The following is a 19,046-nucleotide window of genomic DNA, read 5'->3' as shown; positions in this document are numbered from 1 at the left end:
AAAGCCCGCTTCGGCGGGCTTTGCTGCTTTCTGGCTCTGTACTTTCCGGTTTACGCAGCCTGCCTCAACCGCCCCAGCACCTCCTGCGTCTGCGCATCCGCTGGAAAGAACGACTCCACGGCCAGCTCCTGCAGTGTCACATCCACCGGCGTGCCGAAGATGGTGATGGTGCTGATGAAGTTCAGCCGGCCATGGTCGGTGTCCAGCGCGAAGGGCACGGCAATGTGGCTGGCAGGTGCTGCGCCATGTGAGTCCGCTTCATCTTCCTTGAACGGGTAGGCGGCAATCTCGTCGTGCAGCGCCTGCAACTGCGCATCCGACGTGGCGGCAATCTGCTGCTGCAGGCGGTGCAGCAGATGCGCGCGCCAATGGGCTGCATTGGCCAGGCGCGGGCCCAGGCCTTCGGGGTGCAGGCTCAGGCGCAGCACATTGACGGGCGGCTCCAGCAGCCAGGGCGCCACGCCGGCCAGCAGCAGCGGCACGATGGCGTTGGCGGCCACCAGGTTCCAGTGACGGTCCACGGCCAGGGCCGGATTGGGTTCGTGGCCCTTGAGCACCAGGTCCACGGCCTGGCGCGCGGCGGCCAGGTCAGGGTGGTCCAGCGGCCGGGCCTGGTACATGGGCGCATAGCCTGCGGCCACCAGCAGCGCGTTGCGCTCGCGCAGAGGCACGCCCAGGCGCTCCACCAGGCGCAGCACCATCTCGCGGCTGGGCTGGGCGCGGCCGGTTTCCACATAGCTCAGGTGGCGCGTGGAGATCTCGGCCTCCAGTGCCAGGCCCTGCTGGCTCAGGCGGCGGTGCTGGCGCCAGTGGCGCAGATGGTCGCCGAAGGGCGAGCGCGCGGACGGTGGATGGGCGGTGGAGGTCATGGTCCGCATCGTAGCGGCGGGGCCGGCGTGGCGGCCATGACCTGCGAGGTTATCGACCCTGTGCAGCCTGCGGCGGACCATGCAGTCCATGGCATGCACGGTGTGTGCCTGTTGCTCTCAAGGAGTTCGCCATGTCGATGTTCGCTTCCCCCCGTTTCCTGCCCCGCGTGATGTGGGCCGATGCTGCTTCCTGCGCCGCCTCGGGCGCCTTGCAACTGGTGGCGGGGCAGCCGCTGTCGGATGTGACGGGGTTGCCTCTGGCGCTGCTGCAGTCCACAGGCTGGTTTTTGCTGGGCTATGCGCTGCTGGCTGCGTGGATGGCGGCGCGCTCGCCTGTGCCGCGGCGGTTGATCGGGCTGGTGGTTGTGGGGAATTTGGGGTGGGCTGTGGGCTGTGTTGCGCTGTTGGCGTTTGGTGGGTTGGGGTTGTCTGCCTGGGGGGTGGCGTGGGTGTTGGCTCAGGCGTTGGTGGTTGTGGTGTTGGCTGAGTTGCAGTGGACTGGGTTGCGGCGCACGCGGGATGTGGTTGGCGGTGCGCGTGTTGCCATGTCATGACTACAGCGGGCTTGTTTTGACCCTGCCGGGCCGTTGTTTTTCGAGGCCGGGTCTCGGCCCGGCAGCCGACGGCCCTTTCTTGCCAAGAAAGGTCAGGCTAAAGAAGGCGGCCCGACGCAGGCGCTGGCATACGGGGGGGCTGGTGCGGGCCTTTGCTGCGCTCGGCCGGGTTCAGGGGGCTGCGCTGCTTTTGACGTGGTGGGAGCAGCCCACGGCGACGACTTCGCCGCTGGTTTCGCTGGCCAGCATGTCGGCGCTGTTGCGGATGGTGCGCAGGGCGCTGGCGAGCACGTCCAGGCGGTTGCTGGTCTCGGGCGTTTCCAGCCACAGCAGGGCCATGCGGGAGAGTGCCGAGATCTCGGCACAGCCTTGCTGCACCAGGCGGTCCACCTCGGTCACGACCTGGGTGAAATGCTCGGCGCTGGGTGGGGGTCTGGGTGTCATGGCTCGGCTCTCCATGCAAGGTTGAGAGAGGCCGTGGAAAGGCAAACATTGCGCATGCTTCCGTGCTCCTAGTCGAGGCTTGAGACCACCGGGTTGCGTTTTCAAGCGCAGGCAGGTGGGCGGGATGTTGAAAACACGAGACTAGTCGTGCGGGCAGCCTTGCGGTGAGCCCCATCCCGCCCGAAATCGCACAGACGTGGGCAAGCGCCCACGAATACAGGATTCAGACGTGACAAAGCCTCGCTGACGGGGAGGCTGCACCGCTAGTCTTGGAAAAGGTGTTTTCAAGCACCGGCCCCGTGACAGGGGGCTGGTGCGGATTGTGGCATAGCGACTGGAGTTGCTCCAGCGGGGCTGGCATGACCTGGCAGGTCATGGACTCGGGGGGCGGTGGCGGCGGAGCATCGGCGGGGCCGGCTTGCGAGGTGCATGCCCGGCAATCCACAAGGAGTGCTGATGCCGATGTTTTCCCATGCCCGTTTCCTGCCCCGCACCCTGTGGGCCGACGCCATCTGCTGCGTTGCCGCGGGTGCGGTGCAACTGGCCTTCGCGCAGCCGCTGGCCGTTGTCACGGGGTTGCCGCAGGCGCTGCTGCTGGGCACGGGGTGCTTCTTGCTGGCCTGGGCCTGCGTGGCTGGCTGGGGCGCGTGCCGCATGCCGCGCAGCCGGGGGCTGGTGGCCATTGCCGTGTTCGGCAACTTCGGCTGGGCCTTGGCCTGCGGGGTTGTGCTGTACAGCGGCGTGCTGGAGCCTGCGCCCGCAGGCTGGGCATGGGTGCTGGGCCAGGCGGCCATCGGCGTGGCGCTGGGCGATCTGCAGTGCGCGGGGTTGTGGCGCAGCAGGGCTTCGCTGGCCGGTCCGATGACAGCCCCGTGAAAGCCTGCCGCTTTTTCCGCGCGGACAGCGTTGTCCGCGTGTGACTATCGCCAATGGACCACAGCATCCGCGGGCACTTCTGGGCACAATGGAAATCAGAGTCTTGGTACATGCCCAGCAGCCCGGAAAAAGGCGGCGCGCATGTGCCTTCCCAGAGTTTCATCCAGGAGTCTCACGATGCGCCACGAATATGAAAACACCCTCAAGACCTTTGCTGCGGCGGGGGGCAAGAAGGGCAAGTTCTTCTCCCTGCCTGAGCTGGCAAGGCAATATCCACAGGTCCGGCGATTGCCCGTGTCGCTGCGCATCGTGCTGGAGTCCGTGCTGCGCAACTGCGATGGCAACAAGGTGACGCGCGAGCATGTGGAGCAGCTGGCGAACTGGAAGCCCCAGGCCGAGCGCGTGGACGAGATCCCCTTCGTGGTATCGCGCGTGGTGCTGCAGGATTTCACGGGCGTGCCGCTGCTGGCCGACCTGGCCGCCATGCGCAGCACGGCCGCCAGGCTGGGCAAGAAGCCCAAGTCCATCGAGCCGCTGGTGCCCGTGGACCTGGTGGTGGACCACTCCATCATGGTGGACTACTTCGGCACCAAGAAGGCGCTGGACCTGAACATGAAGCTGGAGTTCCAGCGCAACAAGGAGCGCTACCAGTTCATGAAGTGGGGCATGCAGGCCTTCGACACCTTCGGCGTGGTGCCGCCGGGCTTCGGCATCGTCCACCAGGTGAACCTGGAGTACCTGGCGCGCGGCGTGCACAAGACCAAGGACGGCGTGCACTACCCCGACACCCTGGTGGGCACGGACAGCCACACGACCATGATCAACGGCATCGGCGTGGTGGGCTGGGGCGTGGGCGGCATCGAGGCCGAGGCCGCCATGCTGGGCCAGCCCGTGTACTTCCTCACGCCCGATGTGGTGGGCTTCGAGCTGTCGGGCCAGCTGCGCGAGGGCGTGACGGCCACCGACCTGGTGCTGTCGGTGACCGAGATCCTGCGCCGCGAGAAGGTGGTGGGCAAGTTCGTGGAGTTCTTCGGCGAAGGCACGCGCACCCTGGCGCTGCCCGACCGCGCCACCATCGGCAACATGGCGCCCGAGTACGGCGCCACCATGGGCTTTTTCCCCGTCGATGAAAAAACCATCGACTACTTCAAGGGCACGGGCCGCAGCAAGGCCGAGATCGAGGCCTTCGAGGGCTATTTCCGCGCGCAGGAACTGTTCGGCGTGCCGGCCGCCGGCGAGATCGACTACTCGCATGTGGTGCGCCTGGACCTGGGCACGGTGGCGCCCAGCCTGGCCGGACCCAAGCGCCCGCAGGACCGCATCGAGCTGGGCAATGTGTCGTCCAAGTTCGATGAGCTGTTCAGTGCCCCTGCGGCGCACAACGGGTTCAACCAGCCGATCGAACGGCTGGGCCGGAGCTTTCCCGTAGGCGGTGGCGGCGAGGGCGAGGTGGCGCCCGAGACGCCGGCCCATCCGCCGGGCGCGCAGCGCTCGCTGGCCGAGATGGAGGCCAACAAGCCCAAGCTGGAGGCCGCCCACAGCGAGGCACCGGTCGATGCCCCCACGCCGCCCAAGCGCCTGAGCATCGCCAACGGCGACGTGCTGATTGCCGCCATCACCAGCTGCACCAACACCTCCAACCCCAGCGTGATGCTGGCCGCCGGCCTGCTGGCCAAGAAGGCGGTGAAGGCCGGGCTCACGGTGCAGCCGCACATCAAGACCTCTCTGGCGCCGGGCTCGCGCGTGGTGACGGAGTATTTGACCGAAGCCGGCCTGCTGCCCTACCTGGAAAAGCTGGGCTTTGCGCTGGCCGGCTACGGCTGCACCACCTGCATCGGCAACGCGGGCGACCTCACGCCGGAGCTCAACGAGGCCATCACCAGCAACGACCTGGTCTGCGCGGCCGTGCTGTCGGGCAACCGCAACTTCGAGGCGCGCATCCACCCCAACATCAAGGCCAACTTCCTGGCCAGCCCGCCCCTGGTCGTGGCCTATGCCATTGCCGGCACGGTGCGCCGCGACCTGATGACCGAGCCCGTGGGCCAGGGCAAGAACGGCCGTGACATCTACCTGGGCGACATCTGGCCGACCAGCGAAGAGATCCACGCGCTGATGAAGTACGCCATGAACGGCAAGGCCTTCCGCGAGAACTACGAGAAGGTGCGCTCCGAGCCCGGCAAGCTCTGGGAAAAGATCCACGGCGTGACGGGCGCCACCTATACCTGGCCCGAGAGCACCTACATTGCCGAGCCGCCGTTCTTCGATGATTTCCGGCTCCAGCTGGACGCGCCTGCCGCCGGTGCTGCCGGCGCCGAGGGCTCCAACCCCTACGTGGTGCACGGCGCGCGCGTGATGGCGCTGTTCGGCGACTCCATCACCACCGACCACATCTCGCCGGCCGGCTCCATCAAGGAAAGCTCGCCCGCAGGCCAGTGGCTGCTGGCCCACGGCGTGCAAAAGGCCGACTTCAACAGCTACGGCTCGCGGCGCGGCAACCATGAGGTGATGATGCGCGGCACCTTTGCCAACGTGCGCATCAAGAACCTGATGATTCCCGCGCAGCCCGATGGCTCGCGCGAGGAGGGCGGCCTGACGCTGTACCGCGACGGCACGGGACAGGTCACCAAGATGCCCATCTACGACGCGGCCATGAAGTACCAGGCCGAGGGCCGCGCCACCGTGATCTTCGCGGGCGAGGAATACGGCACGGGATCGAGCCGCGACTGGGCCGCCAAGGGCACGCAGCTGCTGGGCATCAAGGCCGTGGTGGCGCGCAGCTTCGAGCGCATCCACCGTTCCAACCTGGTCGGCATGGGCGTGCTGCCGCTGCAGTTCCTGGGCACGGACAGCTGGCAGACCCTGGGCCTGACGGGCGAGGAGTTCGTGGAGGTGATTCCCGCCGCCGACCTGGCACCGCAAAGCGAGGCCCAGCTGGTGATCACGCGTGCCGATGGCAGCAAGCAGACCGTGGTGGTCAAGCTGCGCATCGACACGCCCATCGAGGTGGACTATTACAAGCACGGCGGCATCCTGCCGTACGTTCTCAGGCAGCTCCTGGAATGAAGTTGGAAACCCCCTGAGCCGCTATGCGGCTTCCCCCTGCAAGGGGGACGACATCCTGGCAGCGGGGCGGCCCTTGCTCGGTGTCCCTCGCTTCTGGGTCACGCCAGTTTTGGACAGAGTGAACTGAGCAAGGGTGTGGCGTTTATGGCTGCTGCCCCAGCCTGCGCACGCTGTCGCGCAGATGGGCCAGCAGCGATTCGACCAGGGGCTGCACATGGCCCGGGTGCCACATGGCCTGCATCTGCGACTGCGGGTGCCGGCCCTGGATGGGCACGAAGGCCAGCCCCGGAAAGCCCACGCGCTGCAGGCAGGCCGGCACCAGGGACACGCCCTGACGCAGCGAAACCATGGACAGCACGGACAGCCAGTGCCTCACCTCATGGTGCAGGTCGGGCGTGAAGCCTTCGCTCTGGCAGATCTGCCATATCTGCTGGTGGTAGTCGGGCGAGACCTGGCGCGAGAACAGCACCATGCGTTCGCCCGCCAGCTGGCGCACCTGCAGCTTGCGCAGTCCGGCCAGCGCGTGGCTGTCCGGCAGGCAGGCCATGAACGGCTCGCTCACCAGGGTGTGTGATTGCAGGCCTGGCGCGGGGCGCGTGGCGTGCAGCAGGCCCAGGTCCAGCCGCTCCTGCTGCAGGCCGGCGATCTGCTCTGCGCTGTTGAGCTCCAGCATGTCGATGCGCACCAGCGGGTGCCGGGCGCGAAAGCTCTCCAGCGCCTCGGGCAGCCCGCGGTAGATGGCCGAACCCACAAAGCCCAGCCGGATGCGGCCCTGCACGCCGTCGGCGATGGCGCGCATGTCCTGGCGCACGCGCTGGGCCTGTTCCATGATGTCCTGGGCCTGCACGCGCAGGTGCTTGCCGGCGGCCGTGAGCCGCACCTCCTTGCTGGTGCGCTCGAACAGCTGGGCGCCCAGATCTTCCTCCAGCTGGCGGATGGCCACGCTCAGCGGCGGCTGGGAGATGGACAGGCGCTGGGCTGCGCGGCTGAAGTGCAGCTCCTCGGCCAGCACCAGAAAGTACCTCAGTTGTCTCAGCTCCATGGCGTTCTATCCGGTTTGACTATTGATCAATACGTTATCGATATTTGACTCGAATAGAACTGTTTCCAAGAATGGGGGCATCCCCAAGACCCGGAGCCCATGCGCCCGGGCCAGGTTCCCGCACAGGAGACAGACCATGAACCCCGAACCGCAGGCGCTGGCCGCCATGCAGTCTTCCCCCGCCCAGGCTTTCCAGGCCGTGCCCGACCGCCACGGCAGCAACCTGTACACCACCGATTCGCAGTTGCAGCCCCTGCTGGCGCTGTACCTGCCGCCCGAGGTGAACGCGCACCTGCAGCCCCATCTGGAGCGCATGGGCGCGCTGGCCGGCCGCGAGATCGATGAATGGGCGCTGACCGCCGACCGCAATCCGCCCGAGCTGGAGCACCGCGACCGCACGGGGCGCGATGCGCAGCGCATCGTCAAGCATCCGGCCTATGTGGAGATGGAGCGCGTGGCCTACGGCGAGTTCGGCCTGGCCGTCATGTCGCACCGCACGGGCGTGCTGGGCTGGGATGGCAAGCTGCCGCCGCTGGCCAAGTACGCGCTGACCTATCTGTTCGTGCAGGCCGAGTTCGGCCTGTGCTGCCCGCTGTCCATGACGGACTCGCTGGCGCGCACGCTGCGCAAGTACGGCGAGCCGGCCCTGGTCGAGAAGTACTGGCCGCGCATGACGCAGCTGCGCTTCGAGGACCAGGCCCAGGGCGCCATGTTCATGACCGAGCAGGCGGCCGGCTCGGACATCTCCAACACCCAGACGCTGGCCCGCCCGGCCGCCGACGGCAGCTGGCGCCTGTCCGGCGACAAGTGGTTCTGCTCCAACCCCGATGCCGACTTCGCCATGGTGCTGGCGCGCGTGGAAGGCGCGCCGGCGGGCATGAAGGGCATCTCGCTGTTCCTGCTGCCGCGCCGGCTGGACGATGGCTCGGCCAACCACTACCGCATCGTGCGGCTCAAGCACAAGCTGGGCACGCGCTCCATGGCCAGCGGCGAGATCGTGCTCGACGGCGCCGTCGCCTACCTGGTGGGCGAGCAGGGCCGCGGCTTCGTGCAGATGGCCGACATGGTGAACAACTCGCGCCTGTCCAACGGCGTGCGCTCGGCCGGGCTGATGCGCCGTGCCGTGGCCGAGGCCGAGTACGTGGCGCGCGAGCGCCGCGCCTTCGGCAAGGCCCTGCAGGACATGCCGCTGATGCAGCGCCAGCTCGACAAGCTGCGCATCTACTCCGAGCAGGCCCGCACCATGGTGCTGCAGACGGCCCAGGCGCTGCAGCGTTCGGACGCAGGCGAAGACGGCGCCTACGCGCTGCTGCGCATCCTCACGCCCATGATCAAGTTCCGCGCCTGCCGCGACGCGCGCAAGGTCACGGGCGATGCCATGGAGGTGCGCGGCGGCTGCGGCTACATCGAGGAGTGGAGCGATCCGCGCCTGGTGCGCGACTCCCACCTGGGATCGATCTGGGAAGGCACCAGCAACATCGTGGCGCTGGACGTGATCCGCGCCATCAAGCGCGAAGGCTCGCTGCCCGTGCTGCGCGACCACGCGGCCCAGCTGCTGGCCCAGACCGAGGCGGCCACGGAATTCAAGGCCGCGCTGTCGGCCAGCATGGACAAGGCTGCGGCCCTGGCCCTGCGCGCGGCCGAGGAGGGCGGTGACCGCCTGGCGCGCGCCGCCGCCTCGGGCCTGTACCACTGCTTCACGGCCACGGCCATGGCCTGGGAGGCCTCTTGCACACGCAGTGCCGAACGCATGCGCTGGGCCCAGCTGGTGCTGCTGCACCGCGTGCTGCCGCGCGACCCGCTGGCGGCAGGCGACCTGCCCGAAGGCTGGACACGCTGAGCCCATCGACCGCACCGACCCAGAACACACATCCCGTCCACAGGGATGACCGCACAAGTACCGGAGACAAACACCATGCCTTGCACTGACCCGAAGCCGTCCTTCCAGAAACGCCGATTCCTGTGCGCCTGTGCGCTCGCCGCCACCGCCGCGCTGCCGGCCGCCGCACTGGCCGAGCGCTTTCCCGAGCGGCCCATCAGCTTCGTCGTTCCCTTCCCGCCCGGCGGGCCCACGGACGCCATGGCACGCGTGCTGGCCACGGCGCTGACCGAGACGCTGGGCCAGAGCGTGATCGTGGAGAACAAGGCCGGCGCAGGCGGCAACATCGGCGCCGACTTCGTGGCCCGCGCCAGGCCCGACGGCTACACCATCATGTTCGGCACCTCGGGGCCGCTGGCCATCAACAAGCACCTGTACCGCAAGATCAACTACGACCCGCAGACCAGCTTCGCGCCCATCATCCGCGTGGGCCACCTGCCCAATGTGCTGGTGGTCAACCCGGCCACCAAGGCCACCACCGTGCAGGAGCTGATTGCCCAGGACAAGGCCAAGCCGGGCAGCCTGGACTATGCGTCCTCGGGCAACGGCGCCTCCTCGCACCTGGCCGGCGTGCTGTTCAACAAGATGGCCGGCACCTCGCTGCAGCACATCCCGTACAAGGGCACGGGCCCGGCGCTCAACGACCTGCTGGCGGGGCAGGTGAACATGACCTTCACCGACATCCTCACCGCCATGCCCTACATCAAGGCCGGCAAGTTCAAGGCCATTGGCGTGGCCACGGAAAAGCGCTCCCAGGCCATGCCCGATATTCCCACCATCGCCGAGCAGGGCCTGCCCGGCTACGACGTGAGCGTGTTCTTCGGCGTGGTGGCACCGGCCGGCACCCCGGCCGACCGCATCGAGACGCTGAACGCGGCCTTCCGCAAGGCCCTGGGCAGCGAGCGCATCCGCAAGACCTTTGCCGACCAGGGGCTGGAGCCGGCATCGGATCTGTCGCCAGCGGGGCTGTCGACCTTCATCGCTCAGGAAGTGACCAAATGGAAAGCCGTGGTCGATGCCTCCGGCGCGAAGCTCGACTGAACAGATGGAGAACACCCCCTGAGCGGCTACGCCGCTTCCCCCTCTCTCGCACGCGGGAGTGGGACGGCGCCTTCGCTGCGGGGCGGCCCTTGCTGGGCGCCCCGGTGGCTTGAAGCACGCCAGTCTTGCACCTTGTGCCAATGAAGAAAGAAACTTTATGAGCAGAGCCAATGGTGCCCTTCAGGGCATCCGTGTCCTCGACCTCTCCCGCATTCTTGGTGGCCCGCTGTGCGGCCAGATCCTGGGCGACCACGGCGCCGACGTGCTCAAGGTGGAGCCGCCGCAGGGCGACGATACGCGCGCCTGGGGGCCGCCGTTCCAGGACGGTGTGTCCTCCTACTACCGGGGCCTGAACCGCAACAAGCGGCTGCAGTTCCTGGACCTGTCCCAGCCCGAAGGCCAGCAGGCCGTGCTGGCGCTGATGGAGCAGGCCGACGTGGTGGTGGAGAACTTCAAGATCGGCACCATGGAAAAGTGGGGCATTGGCTGGGAGCAGGTGCGCGAGCGCTTTCCGCGCCTCATCTGGTGCCGCGTCAGCGGCTTCGGAGCCGATGGTCCGCTGGGTGCCTGGCCCGGCTATGACGCGGCCATCCAGGCCATGACGGGGCTGATGAGCGTCAACGGCGAGGCCGGCGGCGATCCGCTGCGCGTGGGCCTGCCCGTGGTGGACATGGTCACGGGCATGAACGGCGTCATCGGCGTGCTGCTGGCGCTGCAGGAGCGCCAGCGCAGCGGCCTGGGCCAGCTGGTCGATGTCTCGCTGTACGACAGCGGCATCTCGCTGCTGCACCCGCATGCGGGCAACTGGTTCATGAGCGGCAGGACGCCAGGGCGATCGGGCAACGCCCATCCCAACATCTATCCCTACGACAGCTTTGCCACGGGCACCACGCCGGTCTTCCTGGCCGTGGGCAACGACCGCCAGTTCCGCCTGCTGTGCGAGCATCTGGGATGCCCGCAACTGGTGGCCGACGAGCGCTTTGCCACGGCCGGCCAGCGCTCGCACCACCGCGATGCGCTCAAGCCGCTGCTGGAGCAGGCCCTGCAGTCCTGCGACGGCCCCGCGCTGGCCGATGCGCTGATGGCCATCGGCGTGCCCGCCGCACCCGTGCTGGGCGTGGACGCGGCGCTCAACCACCCGCATACCCTGCACCGCGAGATGGTGGTGGAGATGGAGGGCGGCTACCGGGGCCTGGGCGCGCCCGTCAAGCTCAGCCGCACGCCGGCCAGCTACCGGCATGCGCCGCTGGCCGAGGGCGACAGTTTCGAGTGATTTGCGTGGTGCGCTCAGGGGACGATGGGGCGCAGTTGCGCGTCAGCCATGCCCACCAGCAGCGCGCGACCGTCGGGCTCCACGCGGAACTCGCCGTAGCGGGCTTGCTCCCAGCGCTGGCCATCGCCTTCGCGGAAGTACCAGGCATCCGTCACCAGCGTCCACCGGCCGCCGCGCGGGGTGAGTTCAAAGCGCTGCTCGCCGGGCGCCAGCGGCTCGCTGGTCGTGCCGGTGCGCAGCCACTGCACCACGCCCTGCTCATCGAGCTTGCCGATGGCGTAGAGGCGTCCGCTGCGCAGGTTCTCTTTCTCCACGTCCCTGTCCTCGGAAGGCAGGCGGAAGTTCAGGCGCATGTAGTCGCCCTGCATCAGGGAGCGCGGGTCCACCGGCGCCAGTTCCACGAACACCTTGCGGCCCTGGGCGATGGTGCGCTCCTTCTGCGCAATGCCGATATTGGCCACCGCCAGCGTGCAGGCCGCCGTCAGCACCACCAGCCACGGCGCCCAGCGCTGCAGGGGCGCCGCGCCCGATGCGGCGGCGGTCTCCGCGCTGCCTGGCAGGACTGCGGCGCGCGGCCCTGCCCAGGCCAGCAGGCCCAGCAAGGCGCCGCAGCCGGCCAGCACCAGGGCCTTGGTGGCCAGTGGCCAGGCCAGCTGGTAGTAGAAGCTGCCCACGATCCAGGCCGCAGCCAGGGCGGCCGCTGCGGCCTGCCGCCAGCGGCCGCTGGTGCCGGTCACCGCCAGCGCCAGCAGGCAGGCGCCCAGCCAGGGCAGGAAGGCACTCAGCACGGCCAGCACCACGGCAGCCACGGCGGCGCGCGGCTGCCGCAGCGTGGGCCATGCGCGCTGGGCGAACCAGGCGGCTGCCAGGGCCAGCACGGCCGAGCCGGCCTGCGTCAGAACGCCCATGGAGATGTTCGGGGCGGCTTCCTGCGCCAGCTCGCCCGCCAGGCCGCCGCCCAGCACGCCGGCCACCATGAAGCTCCTGCCGGACAGAAAGGCCAGGCCAGCCAGCACCGCCAGCAGCCAGCCCGTGGCAAAGGGCTCCAGCGCCGCCGCCATGCGGGTCTGTGCTGCAGACTGCCCCAGCGCGCGCCACTGGGCTGCCAGCAGCAGCATCCAGAGCAGCAGCGCCGCATGCACGATGACCCAGGTCGGCAGGCCTGCGTACAGGGTGGATGGATCGTTGTCCGGCCAGAGCATGGTGCAAAACAGCAGCGCGCAGGCGGCGCCCAGCAGCACGCGCAGCCAGGGCCTTGCAATGGCGGCGGTGCAGGCCAGCGCAATGGCCAGGCCTATCGCGGCCGCAGCCTGCCCCGACAGGTCGCGCGCCAGGCCAAAGCACAGCAGGCCGGCGCCGGTCAGCATGGCAGGCAGGGCCAGCTGCTCCAGGAAGACGGGCAGCTCCTCGGCGCGCAGCACGACCACGGCTGCGGCCAGCATCATGGCGCCGATCACATAGGTGCCGGCGCCGCGCTCTATCCAGTCGGACAGGGCAAACGCAAACAGAATCAGCAAGGGAAGAAGGGCCAGCCAGGCGCCCAGCGCCGTGAGCAGCACCACCGCCCAATGGCGGTCGTTGGCGGCAGGGCGGCGGTCCTGCAAGGCAGCAGGCGGCAGGATGCCCTGGTCCACGGCCTGGCGCAGCAGGGTGTCGTGCTCGTGGCTCATTGAAGGCCTCCTTCCGCGTTGCGGGACATTCGAAGCACCAGGCTCACCGTGGCCGCCAGCAGGCACGCAGCGCCCAGGCCGACGAGCAGCAGCATGCCCGTGAAGTCCGCCCCCAGTTTCTCCAGCAGCAGGTAGACCAGGCCGCACACCAGCAGCACGTTCAGGCCCAGCGCCGCACCGCTGAGCAGGAAGATGTCGAAATGCCTGCGCAGGCCCGCCAGCGCCGCCGCGCCTGCCAGCAGCACCAGCCCCAGCGGGTACTGCGGCGCCACCGTGCTGTGGAACAGCCCGCTGATGGCGGTGGAGGTGATCATCGCCAGCGCCAGCGCGCCCGCACCGCGCAAGGCCCACAGCCCCGCGCCCGTGAAGCGTCGCAGGGCCGGTGCCATGACCGCGGTGACGGCAAGGGCGGCGCCCAGGGCCACGGCATGCACGCCCAGGTCGCGCGACTCCACCTCCCAGAACTGCGGCGTATGGGCCTGCGCCCACAGCGCAATGCCCGTCATGGCAACCACCACCCAGGGCACCCAGACGCCATCGCTGCGGGCCGCCAGGGCCAGCGGCAGGGTCAGCGCTGCCCACAGCGCAAACAGCTGCCAGGGGTCCGCTCCCGTCTGGTAGGTCTGCCCGAAAAAGGCGAACAGCGCACCCGTGCCCAGCAGCGCCAGCACGGACAGCGGCACGCGCGCCGCCGCGCGCCATGCCGCGCCAAGACACATCACGAGCACGAAGCCCTGCAGCAGGGCAAAGCGCTGCATGCGGCCCATGCTCTCCCAATTGGCGGCAATCCACAGCACGATGCCCAGCCCGCCCAGCGCCGCGCCCAGCAAGGCCACCACGGGCCACAGGCGGGTTCTGAGGGCGGCCGGTTCCTGCTCGAATCCCGCCAGTGCAAACAGCTGCACGGCGGCCTTGCGGTCCAGGCCATGCTGGCGGACAAGCTCATGCAATAAGGGGCGCAGGTTCATGGTGTGGATGTTCCTTGGCTTGAAGATGCGGATGCCCGACTTTGCCAGAACCTGTCCGGGATGGATTGCAACGCGGCAGCCCGGTGCCGGTGCAACCTGCTATCTTCCTCCCACTCTCCGGAACACTGCCGCCATGCATCCTGCGCCTGCCCCTTTTTGCCGACCTCGCATGTACCCCGCCAAGCCGCTGGCATGCCCTCTGAACGCAACGGCGTTGCTGGCGCCATGAAGCGCGGCGCCGACCTCGACGATTTCGACGACCCGGTCGAATGGACGCCGGTCACACGCCCTGCCGCCATCGCGCTGACGGCTTTCGGCGCCTGGATCATCTGGGGCCACTTCTTCAGCGAGGACCGCTGGCTGATGCTGCTGGACAACGCCAACCTCGCGCTGCACGAGGCCGGGCACCCGCTGGTGGCCCTGTTCTCGCAGCATCTCTCGGTCTACGGCGGCACGCTGTTCCAGTTGCTGTTCCCCGCCCTGTTCATGCGCCATTTCCGCAGGCAGGGCCAGCGCACGGGCTGGATCGCCTCGCTGATGTGGCTGGGCGAGAACCTGATGAACGTGGCCCGCTACATGAAGGACGCGCGCGCCCAGGTGCTGCCGCTGGTGGGCGGCGGCGACCATGACTGGACGGAGATCTTCAGCCGCTGGGGCGTGCTCCAGGCCGATGTGCGCATCGGCACGCTGACGTCGCTGCTGGGGCTGTGCCTGGTGGCGTGGGGGTTGCGGCTGGCGGTGCCGCGTCTTCGTGCTCCCCAGGCCTGAAGCTCCATCTGATACGGTCGAATTCACCGCATCTGCTGCTACCCGCGGAGCAGGGCGCTGGGCATAGTCCAGGCAGTCCCCGGCAATTCATGACAAGCCCGCATCACGGGCGCACCGGCCGGGGCGAAGGCCCCGCATGTCAGAACGACCGAAACCGCTTCCCGATGAAACCGCCGCAGCCCCCCGGCCGCGGCCCGCGCCGCGCAAGGTGATTCCCATCGCCGACGCCAGCGCGGATTCCCCGCTGTTCGAGTCACGCCGCAAGATCCAGCCGCGCTCCATCTCGGGGCGCTTCGCCAACTGGCGCTGGGCCATGGTCTGGCTCACGCAGCTGTTCTTCTACGGCATACCCTGGCTGCAGATCCACGGCCGGCAGGCCCTGCTGTTCGACCTGGAGCAGCGGCGCTTCTACATCTTCGGCTGGCTGCTGTATCCGCAGGATTTCATCTACCTGGCCGTGCTGCTCATCGTCTCGGCGCTGGCGCTGTTCCTGTTCACCACGGTGGCGGGGAGGCTGTGGTGCGGATTTTCCTGCCCGCAAACGGTCTACACCGAGCTGTTCATGTGGGTGGAGCGCCGGCTGGAAGGCGACCGCAGCGCACGCCTGCGCCTGGATGCCAGCGGCTGGGGTCCGGAGAAGATCGCGCGGCGCGGTGGCAAGCATGCGCTGTGGCTGCTGATTGCGCTGTGGACGGGGCTGACCTTCGTGGGCTACTTCGTGCCCATCCGCAGCCTGCTGCCCGAGGTGCTGGCGCTGACCGGCGCGTGGCAGATCTTCTGGGTGCTGTTCTATGCGCTGGCCACCTACGGCAACGCGGGCTTCCTGCGCGAGCAGGTCTGCAAGCACATGTGCCCCTATGCGCGCTTCCAGAGCGCCATGTTCGACAAGGACACCCTGGTCGTCACCTACGACACCGCACGCGGCGAATCGCGCGGCCCGCGGCACAAGGGCGTGGACTACCGGGCCCAGGGCCTGGGCGACTGCATCGACTGCACGCTGTGCGTGCAGGTCTGCCCCGTGGGCATCGACATACGCGACGGCCTGCAGTACGAGTGCATCGGCTGCGGCCTGTGCATCGACGCCTGCAACAGCGTCATGGACCGGATGCACTACCCGCGCGGGCTGATCCGCCTGTCCACGCAGAACGGCGTGGCCCGGGGCTGGCGCCAGAGCGAGCTGGTGCGCCGCATCTTCCGCCCGCGCGTGCTCATCTACGGCACGGCGCTGGTGGCCATCTCCACGGCCATGGTGGCCAGCCTGGCGCTGCGCACGCCGCTGAAGGTGGACGTGGTGCGCGACCGGGGCACGCTGTCGCGCATCGTGGCCGGCGGCCAGATCGAGAACATCTACCGCGTGCAGATCGGCAATGCCACGGAGCAGGACCAGCGCTATGTGCTGTCGGCCTCGGGCATCGAAGGCCTGCGCGTGGCTTCGGAGACCGAGGTGGACGTGGGCGCGGCCCAGGACCGCTGGGTCGTGGTGCGGCTGCAGGCGCCCTATGGCGCGGCCGGCCCTGGCTCGCACGGCGTGGAGATCACGGCCACGGCGGTAGGGGACCCGGCGCTTTCCAAGCAGGCGCACAGCACGTTCCTGGTGCCGCGCTGAAGGGCCGGTTGGATGGATTGATTCACGAGTACAGCGCAGTTGTTGTGCACGATGCCTGGTCCGCTGCAGCGCGGGCTGGCATCGGTTTTGAGGCCCCGGAAGTTTGTTCCGGGGCCTTTTTTTATCGTGTCTTCCCGACAAGGCGGACAAGCGGGCTGGCAGTCAGGCCAAGGAGAAACGACAGGGGCTTGAATGAGGCAGGCACGAGGCAGCACTTCAAATTCGCAGGCTCTACCCTGTGGTGATATGTATGAAGGTGAAATACATACCCGTAACGGGTATAGTTGGGAGGCTGGCATGGCGCGCGTTCTCAAACGCAAGGACTTTTCCCGATGGCAGGCGAGCGAGAAACTGCCCGATACCGCGCTGTGCAAGGCGGTCAGGGAGATGGAAAGAGGGCTGATCGACGCGGACCTGGGGGGCTTTCTCTACAAGAAGCGGGTGGCGCGTCCAGGCGCGGGCAAGAGTGGGGGTTATCGAGCGCTGTTGTCGGCACGAATCGGCAACCGATACATCTTCCTGCATGGTTTCACCAAGAACGACAAGGCGAACATCACACAGGAAGATCAGAGGGCTTTGAGGTTTGCAGGCAAGCTGTTTCTGGACCTGTCCACCCAGGCCTTGTCGGCGGCCTTGCAGTCAGGCGTTTTGTTGGAGGTGCATTGTGAGCAAGATCATTGAATCCCTGCGCGGCGATCTGGCTGCGCTGTACGAAGCGGGCGCCATCGACAAGGTGACGATGCGCGAGTTCGACGCGATCTGTCCTCCCCCGGTGCGGGAGTTCGAGGCGGCCGACATCAAACAGCTGCGCGAGACTTTGAAGTTCAGCCAACCGGTGTTTGCGCTGCATTTGCACACCACGGCTTCCACGGTGCGCAAATGGGAGCAGGGCGAAACCCGTCCCGCCGGACCGGCGCTCAAGCTGCTCAACGTCATCGCCGACAAAGGCCTTCAGGCCATCCTCTGAGCCGGGGCGACACAAGGGTGGTATGCGGGCGACTCCCGGGCGACACGATCTGGTGTAAATGCTCATAGGGAAATCCGCAGACCCCGCTATGGTGGGCGGCTGTTTTCCGTCCCGCGTATGAACAAGAAACCTGCCTCCCCCGACAACGTCTTTTCCGAGTCCAGCGCCTCCGCATCGCTGGCCGCCTCCACCACCACAGCCGGCATCACCAGCACCACCGGCGGCAGCCCGGCAGCGGCCACGCCCAAGCCCACGCCTTTTCGCTCCGCCCTGATCCGCTCCGGCACCATCCGTGCCACCACGCGCAGCTTCCTGCATGCCCTGGGCCAGGACGACGAAGACATAGAGCGCCCGCACATCGGCGTGTTCCACACGGGCGGGGAGATGAGCCCCTGCAACCTCAACCTGCGCGACCAGGCCCAGCATGCCAAGACCGGCATCTATGCCGGGGGCGGTACGCCGCATGAATGCCCTGTGGTGTCGGTCAGCGACGGGCTGACCATGGCGCATTCGGGCATGCGGTTCTCGCTGGTCTCGCGCGAGCTGATCGCCGACAGCGTGGAGGCCTCGGTGCGCGGCCACCAGTGGGATGGCATCTTCGCCATCGGCGCCTGCGACAAGAACCTGCCGGGGCTGATGATGGGCATGGTGCGCTGCAATGTGCCCAGCGTCTTCGTGCATGGCGGCTCGGCCCTGCCGGGACAGGCGCCCGGCGTGCACGGGCGCGACCTGAATGTGGTCGATACCTACGAGACCATCGGCCAGGTGCTGGCCGGCACCGCCACGGCGCAGGACCTGGAGGCCATGAGCCGCGCCTGCCTGCCCACGGCCGGCGCCTGCGCAGGCCAGTTCACGGCCAACACCATGGGCATGGTGAGCGAGGCGCTGGGCCTGGCGCCCATCGGCTCCAGCATGGTGCCCGCCGTGTTCAGCGAGCGCGCACCGCTGATGCGCCGCGCCGCGCGCCAGCTCATGCAGGCCGTGTGGGCCAGCGCCGAAGGCGGCGGCCCGCTGCCGCGCGACATCATCACGCGCCGGGCGCTGGAGAATGCCTGCGCCGTGGTCAGCGCCACGGGCGGATCGACCAATGCCGCCCTGCACCTGCCGGCCATCGCGCACGAGGCCGGCATCCGCTTCCACCTGGACGACGTGGCCGAAATCTTCGCGCGCACGCCGCTGATCGCCGACCTGCGCCCCGGCGGGCGCTTCCTGGCGCGCGACGTGTACTACATCGGCGGTGCCGGCGTGATCCTGCGCACGCTGATGGAGCAGGGCTTTGTCCACGGCGATGCGCTCACCTTCACGGGCCGCACCCTGGCCGAAGAACTGGCCGATGCCGCGCCGCCCGATGGCGAGGTGGTGCGCACGCCCGGCAACCCCATCACGCGCGACGGTGGCCTGACCGTGCTCAAGGGCAACCTCTGCCCCGATGGCGCGTTGCTGAAGACGGCCGGCCTCAAGACCCTGGTGCACCGGGGCCCCGCGCGCGTCTTCGAGTCCGAGGAACAGGCCCAGGCCGCCGTGCAGGCCATGCAGTACGCGGCCGGCGATGTCATCGTCATCCGCAACGAAGGCCCGCGCGGCAGCCCCGGCATGCGCGAGATGCTGGGCATCACGGCGCTGCTCTATGGCCAGGGCATGGGCGACAAGGTGGCCCTGCTGACCGATGGGCGCTTCTCTGGTGCCACGCGCGGCCTGTGCATCGGCTACGCAGGCCCCGAGGCCGCCGACAACGGCCCCATTGCCGCACTGCGCGACGGCGACCTCATCGCCATCGACGCCCGCGCCGATGCGCGCAGCATCACGGTGGAAATCGGCGAGGCCGAACTGGCCGAACGTCTGGAACAATCAGCCGCCGCGCGCCGCCAGATGCCGCCGCTGGGCGGCGTGCTGGAAAAATACGCGCTCACCGTGCGCCCGGCCCACCAGGGAGCGGTCACGCATTCGGGCCAGGTGGTCTGGCTGCGCGACGACAGTTGAAGCCGCCGGGCTGGCACGCATTTCCCCCGCTGTTCCCCCACTGTTT

16 protein-coding genes are annotated in these 19,046 nt (G+C 68.3%); 11 read left to right on the top strand and 5 right to left on the bottom strand.

The genetic code is table 11. The features are described 5' to 3' along the window. Window positions 1-50: 50 nt before the first annotated feature. Window positions 51-869 carry a helix-turn-helix domain-containing protein gene (locus ACF8NF_RS23070; protein WP_047218608.1) on the bottom strand — a complete coding sequence of 273 codons (819 nt, stop codon included), beginning with the start codon at window positions 867-869 and terminating at the stop codon, window positions 51-53. Between the two features lie 131 nt (window positions 870-1,000). Between ACF8NF_RS23070 and ACF8NF_RS23065 the strand changes: the two genes are divergently transcribed. Beyond that, the gene (locus ACF8NF_RS23065) at window positions 1,001-1,423 is read left to right on the top strand and encodes a hypothetical protein (RefSeq protein ID WP_250439135.1); all 423 of its coding nucleotides are present in this window, start codon (window positions 1,001-1,003) and stop codon (window positions 1,421-1,423) included. Between the two features lie 171 nt (window positions 1,424-1,594). Here the strand turns inward: ACF8NF_RS23065 and ACF8NF_RS23060 are convergent, their stop codons facing one another. Next, on the bottom strand, window positions 1,595-1,867 hold the full coding sequence (locus ACF8NF_RS23060; protein ID WP_097202951.1) for a hypothetical protein: 273 nt from the start codon (window positions 1,865-1,867) through the stop codon (window positions 1,595-1,597). Window positions 1,868-2,323: 456 nt separating this feature from the next. On the opposite strand from ACF8NF_RS23060, the gene ACF8NF_RS23055 reads away from it, so the two are divergent. Together ACF8NF_RS23055 and ACF8NF_RS23050 are read left to right on the top strand one after the other, a co-directional pair. Further along, complete coding sequence (locus ACF8NF_RS23055) at window positions 2,324-2,743, top strand: hypothetical protein (protein WP_392451323.1); 420 nt, start codon at window positions 2,324-2,326, stop codon at window positions 2,741-2,743. Window positions 2,744-2,920: 177 nt separating this feature from the next. Beyond that, on the top strand, window positions 2,921-5,806 hold the full coding sequence (locus ACF8NF_RS23050) for an aconitate hydratase (RefSeq protein ID WP_392451322.1): 2,886 nt from the start codon (window positions 2,921-2,923) through the stop codon (window positions 5,804-5,806). A gap of 142 nt (window positions 5,807-5,948) precedes the next feature. Here the strand turns inward: ACF8NF_RS23050 and ACF8NF_RS23045 are convergent, their stop codons facing one another. Continuing rightward, window positions 5,949-6,848 (bottom strand): LysR substrate-binding domain-containing protein, encoded by a 900-nt coding sequence (locus ACF8NF_RS23045; RefSeq protein ID WP_392451321.1) that lies wholly within the window; start codon window positions 6,846-6,848, stop codon window positions 5,949-5,951. Between the two features lie 136 nt (window positions 6,849-6,984). Between ACF8NF_RS23045 and ACF8NF_RS23040 the strand changes: the two genes are divergently transcribed. The 3 genes from ACF8NF_RS23040 (at window position 6,985) to ACF8NF_RS23030 (ending at window position 11,041) form a co-directional block, all read left to right on the top strand. Beyond that, window positions 6,985-8,688, top strand: a complete 1,704-nt coding sequence (locus ACF8NF_RS23040) for an acyl-CoA dehydrogenase family protein (protein WP_288898713.1) — start codon at window positions 6,985-6,987, stop codon at window positions 8,686-8,688. Between the two features lie 75 nt (window positions 8,689-8,763). Then, window positions 8,764-9,768: a tripartite tricarboxylate transporter substrate binding protein gene (locus ACF8NF_RS23035; RefSeq protein ID WP_016450211.1), complete on the top strand. Its 1,005-nt coding sequence runs from the start codon at window positions 8,764-8,766 to the stop codon at window positions 9,766-9,768. Window positions 9,769-9,925: 157 nt separating this feature from the next. Then, window positions 9,926-11,041, top strand: a complete 1,116-nt coding sequence (locus tag ACF8NF_RS23030) for a CaiB/BaiF CoA-transferase family protein (RefSeq protein ID WP_017407017.1) — start codon at window positions 9,926-9,928, stop codon at window positions 11,039-11,041. A gap of 14 nt (window positions 11,042-11,055) precedes the next feature. On the opposite strand, the gene ACF8NF_RS23025 is transcribed toward ACF8NF_RS23030, so the two are convergent. Next, a complete protein-coding gene (locus tag ACF8NF_RS23025) occupies window positions 11,056-12,711 on the bottom strand; it encodes a GDYXXLXY domain-containing protein (protein WP_392451320.1) in 1,656 nt (551 codons plus the stop codon). Beyond that, window positions 12,708-13,679: a DUF2157 domain-containing protein gene (locus tag ACF8NF_RS23020; RefSeq protein WP_016453918.1), complete on the bottom strand. Its 972-nt coding sequence runs from the start codon at window positions 13,677-13,679 to the stop codon at window positions 12,708-12,710. The genes ACF8NF_RS23025 and ACF8NF_RS23020 overlap by 4 nt, the downstream gene beginning before the upstream one ends. Before the next feature lie 192 nt (window positions 13,680-13,871). On the opposite strand from ACF8NF_RS23020, the gene ACF8NF_RS23015 reads away from it, so the two are divergent. The 5 genes from ACF8NF_RS23015 to ilvD all read left to right on the top strand — a co-directional run bounded on the left by ACF8NF_RS23015 (window position 13,872) and on the right by ilvD (window position 19,000). Next, the gene (locus ACF8NF_RS23015; RefSeq protein WP_046239453.1) at window positions 13,872-14,447 is read left to right on the top strand and encodes a hypothetical protein; all 576 of its coding nucleotides are present in this window, start codon (window positions 13,872-13,874) and stop codon (window positions 14,445-14,447) included. Window positions 14,448-14,583: 136 nt separating this feature from the next. Beyond that, a complete protein-coding gene (ccoG, locus tag ACF8NF_RS23010) occupies window positions 14,584-16,053 on the top strand; it encodes a cytochrome c oxidase accessory protein CcoG (protein WP_016450216.1) in 1,470 nt (489 codons plus the stop codon). A 297-nt stretch (window positions 16,054-16,350) separates the two neighbouring features. Beyond that, the gene (locus ACF8NF_RS23005; RefSeq protein WP_392451318.1) at window positions 16,351-16,734 is read left to right on the top strand and encodes a type II toxin-antitoxin system RelE/ParE family toxin; all 384 of its coding nucleotides are present in this window, start codon (window positions 16,351-16,353) and stop codon (window positions 16,732-16,734) included. Continuing rightward, window positions 16,718-17,020 carry a DNA-binding transcriptional regulator gene (locus tag ACF8NF_RS23000; RefSeq protein ID WP_016450218.1) on the top strand — a complete coding sequence of 101 codons (303 nt, stop codon included), beginning with the start codon at window positions 16,718-16,720 and terminating at the stop codon, window positions 17,018-17,020. The genes ACF8NF_RS23005 and ACF8NF_RS23000 overlap by 17 nt, the downstream gene beginning before the upstream one ends. A 117-nt stretch (window positions 17,021-17,137) precedes the next feature. Continuing rightward, on the top strand, window positions 17,138-19,000 hold the full coding sequence (gene ilvD, locus ACF8NF_RS22995) for a dihydroxy-acid dehydratase (RefSeq protein ID WP_205626960.1): 1,863 nt from the start codon (window positions 17,138-17,140) through the stop codon (window positions 18,998-19,000). The last annotated feature ends 46 nt before the right edge of the window (window positions 19,001-19,046 follow it).

This window comes from Delftia sp. WSY_22, from assembly GCF_043104185.1.
GTDB classification, from domain to species: domain Bacteria; phylum Pseudomonadota; class Gammaproteobacteria; order Burkholderiales; family Burkholderiaceae_C; genus Comamonas; species Comamonas tsuruhatensis.
This window is presented reverse-complemented; position numbering and strand designations above follow the sequence as displayed.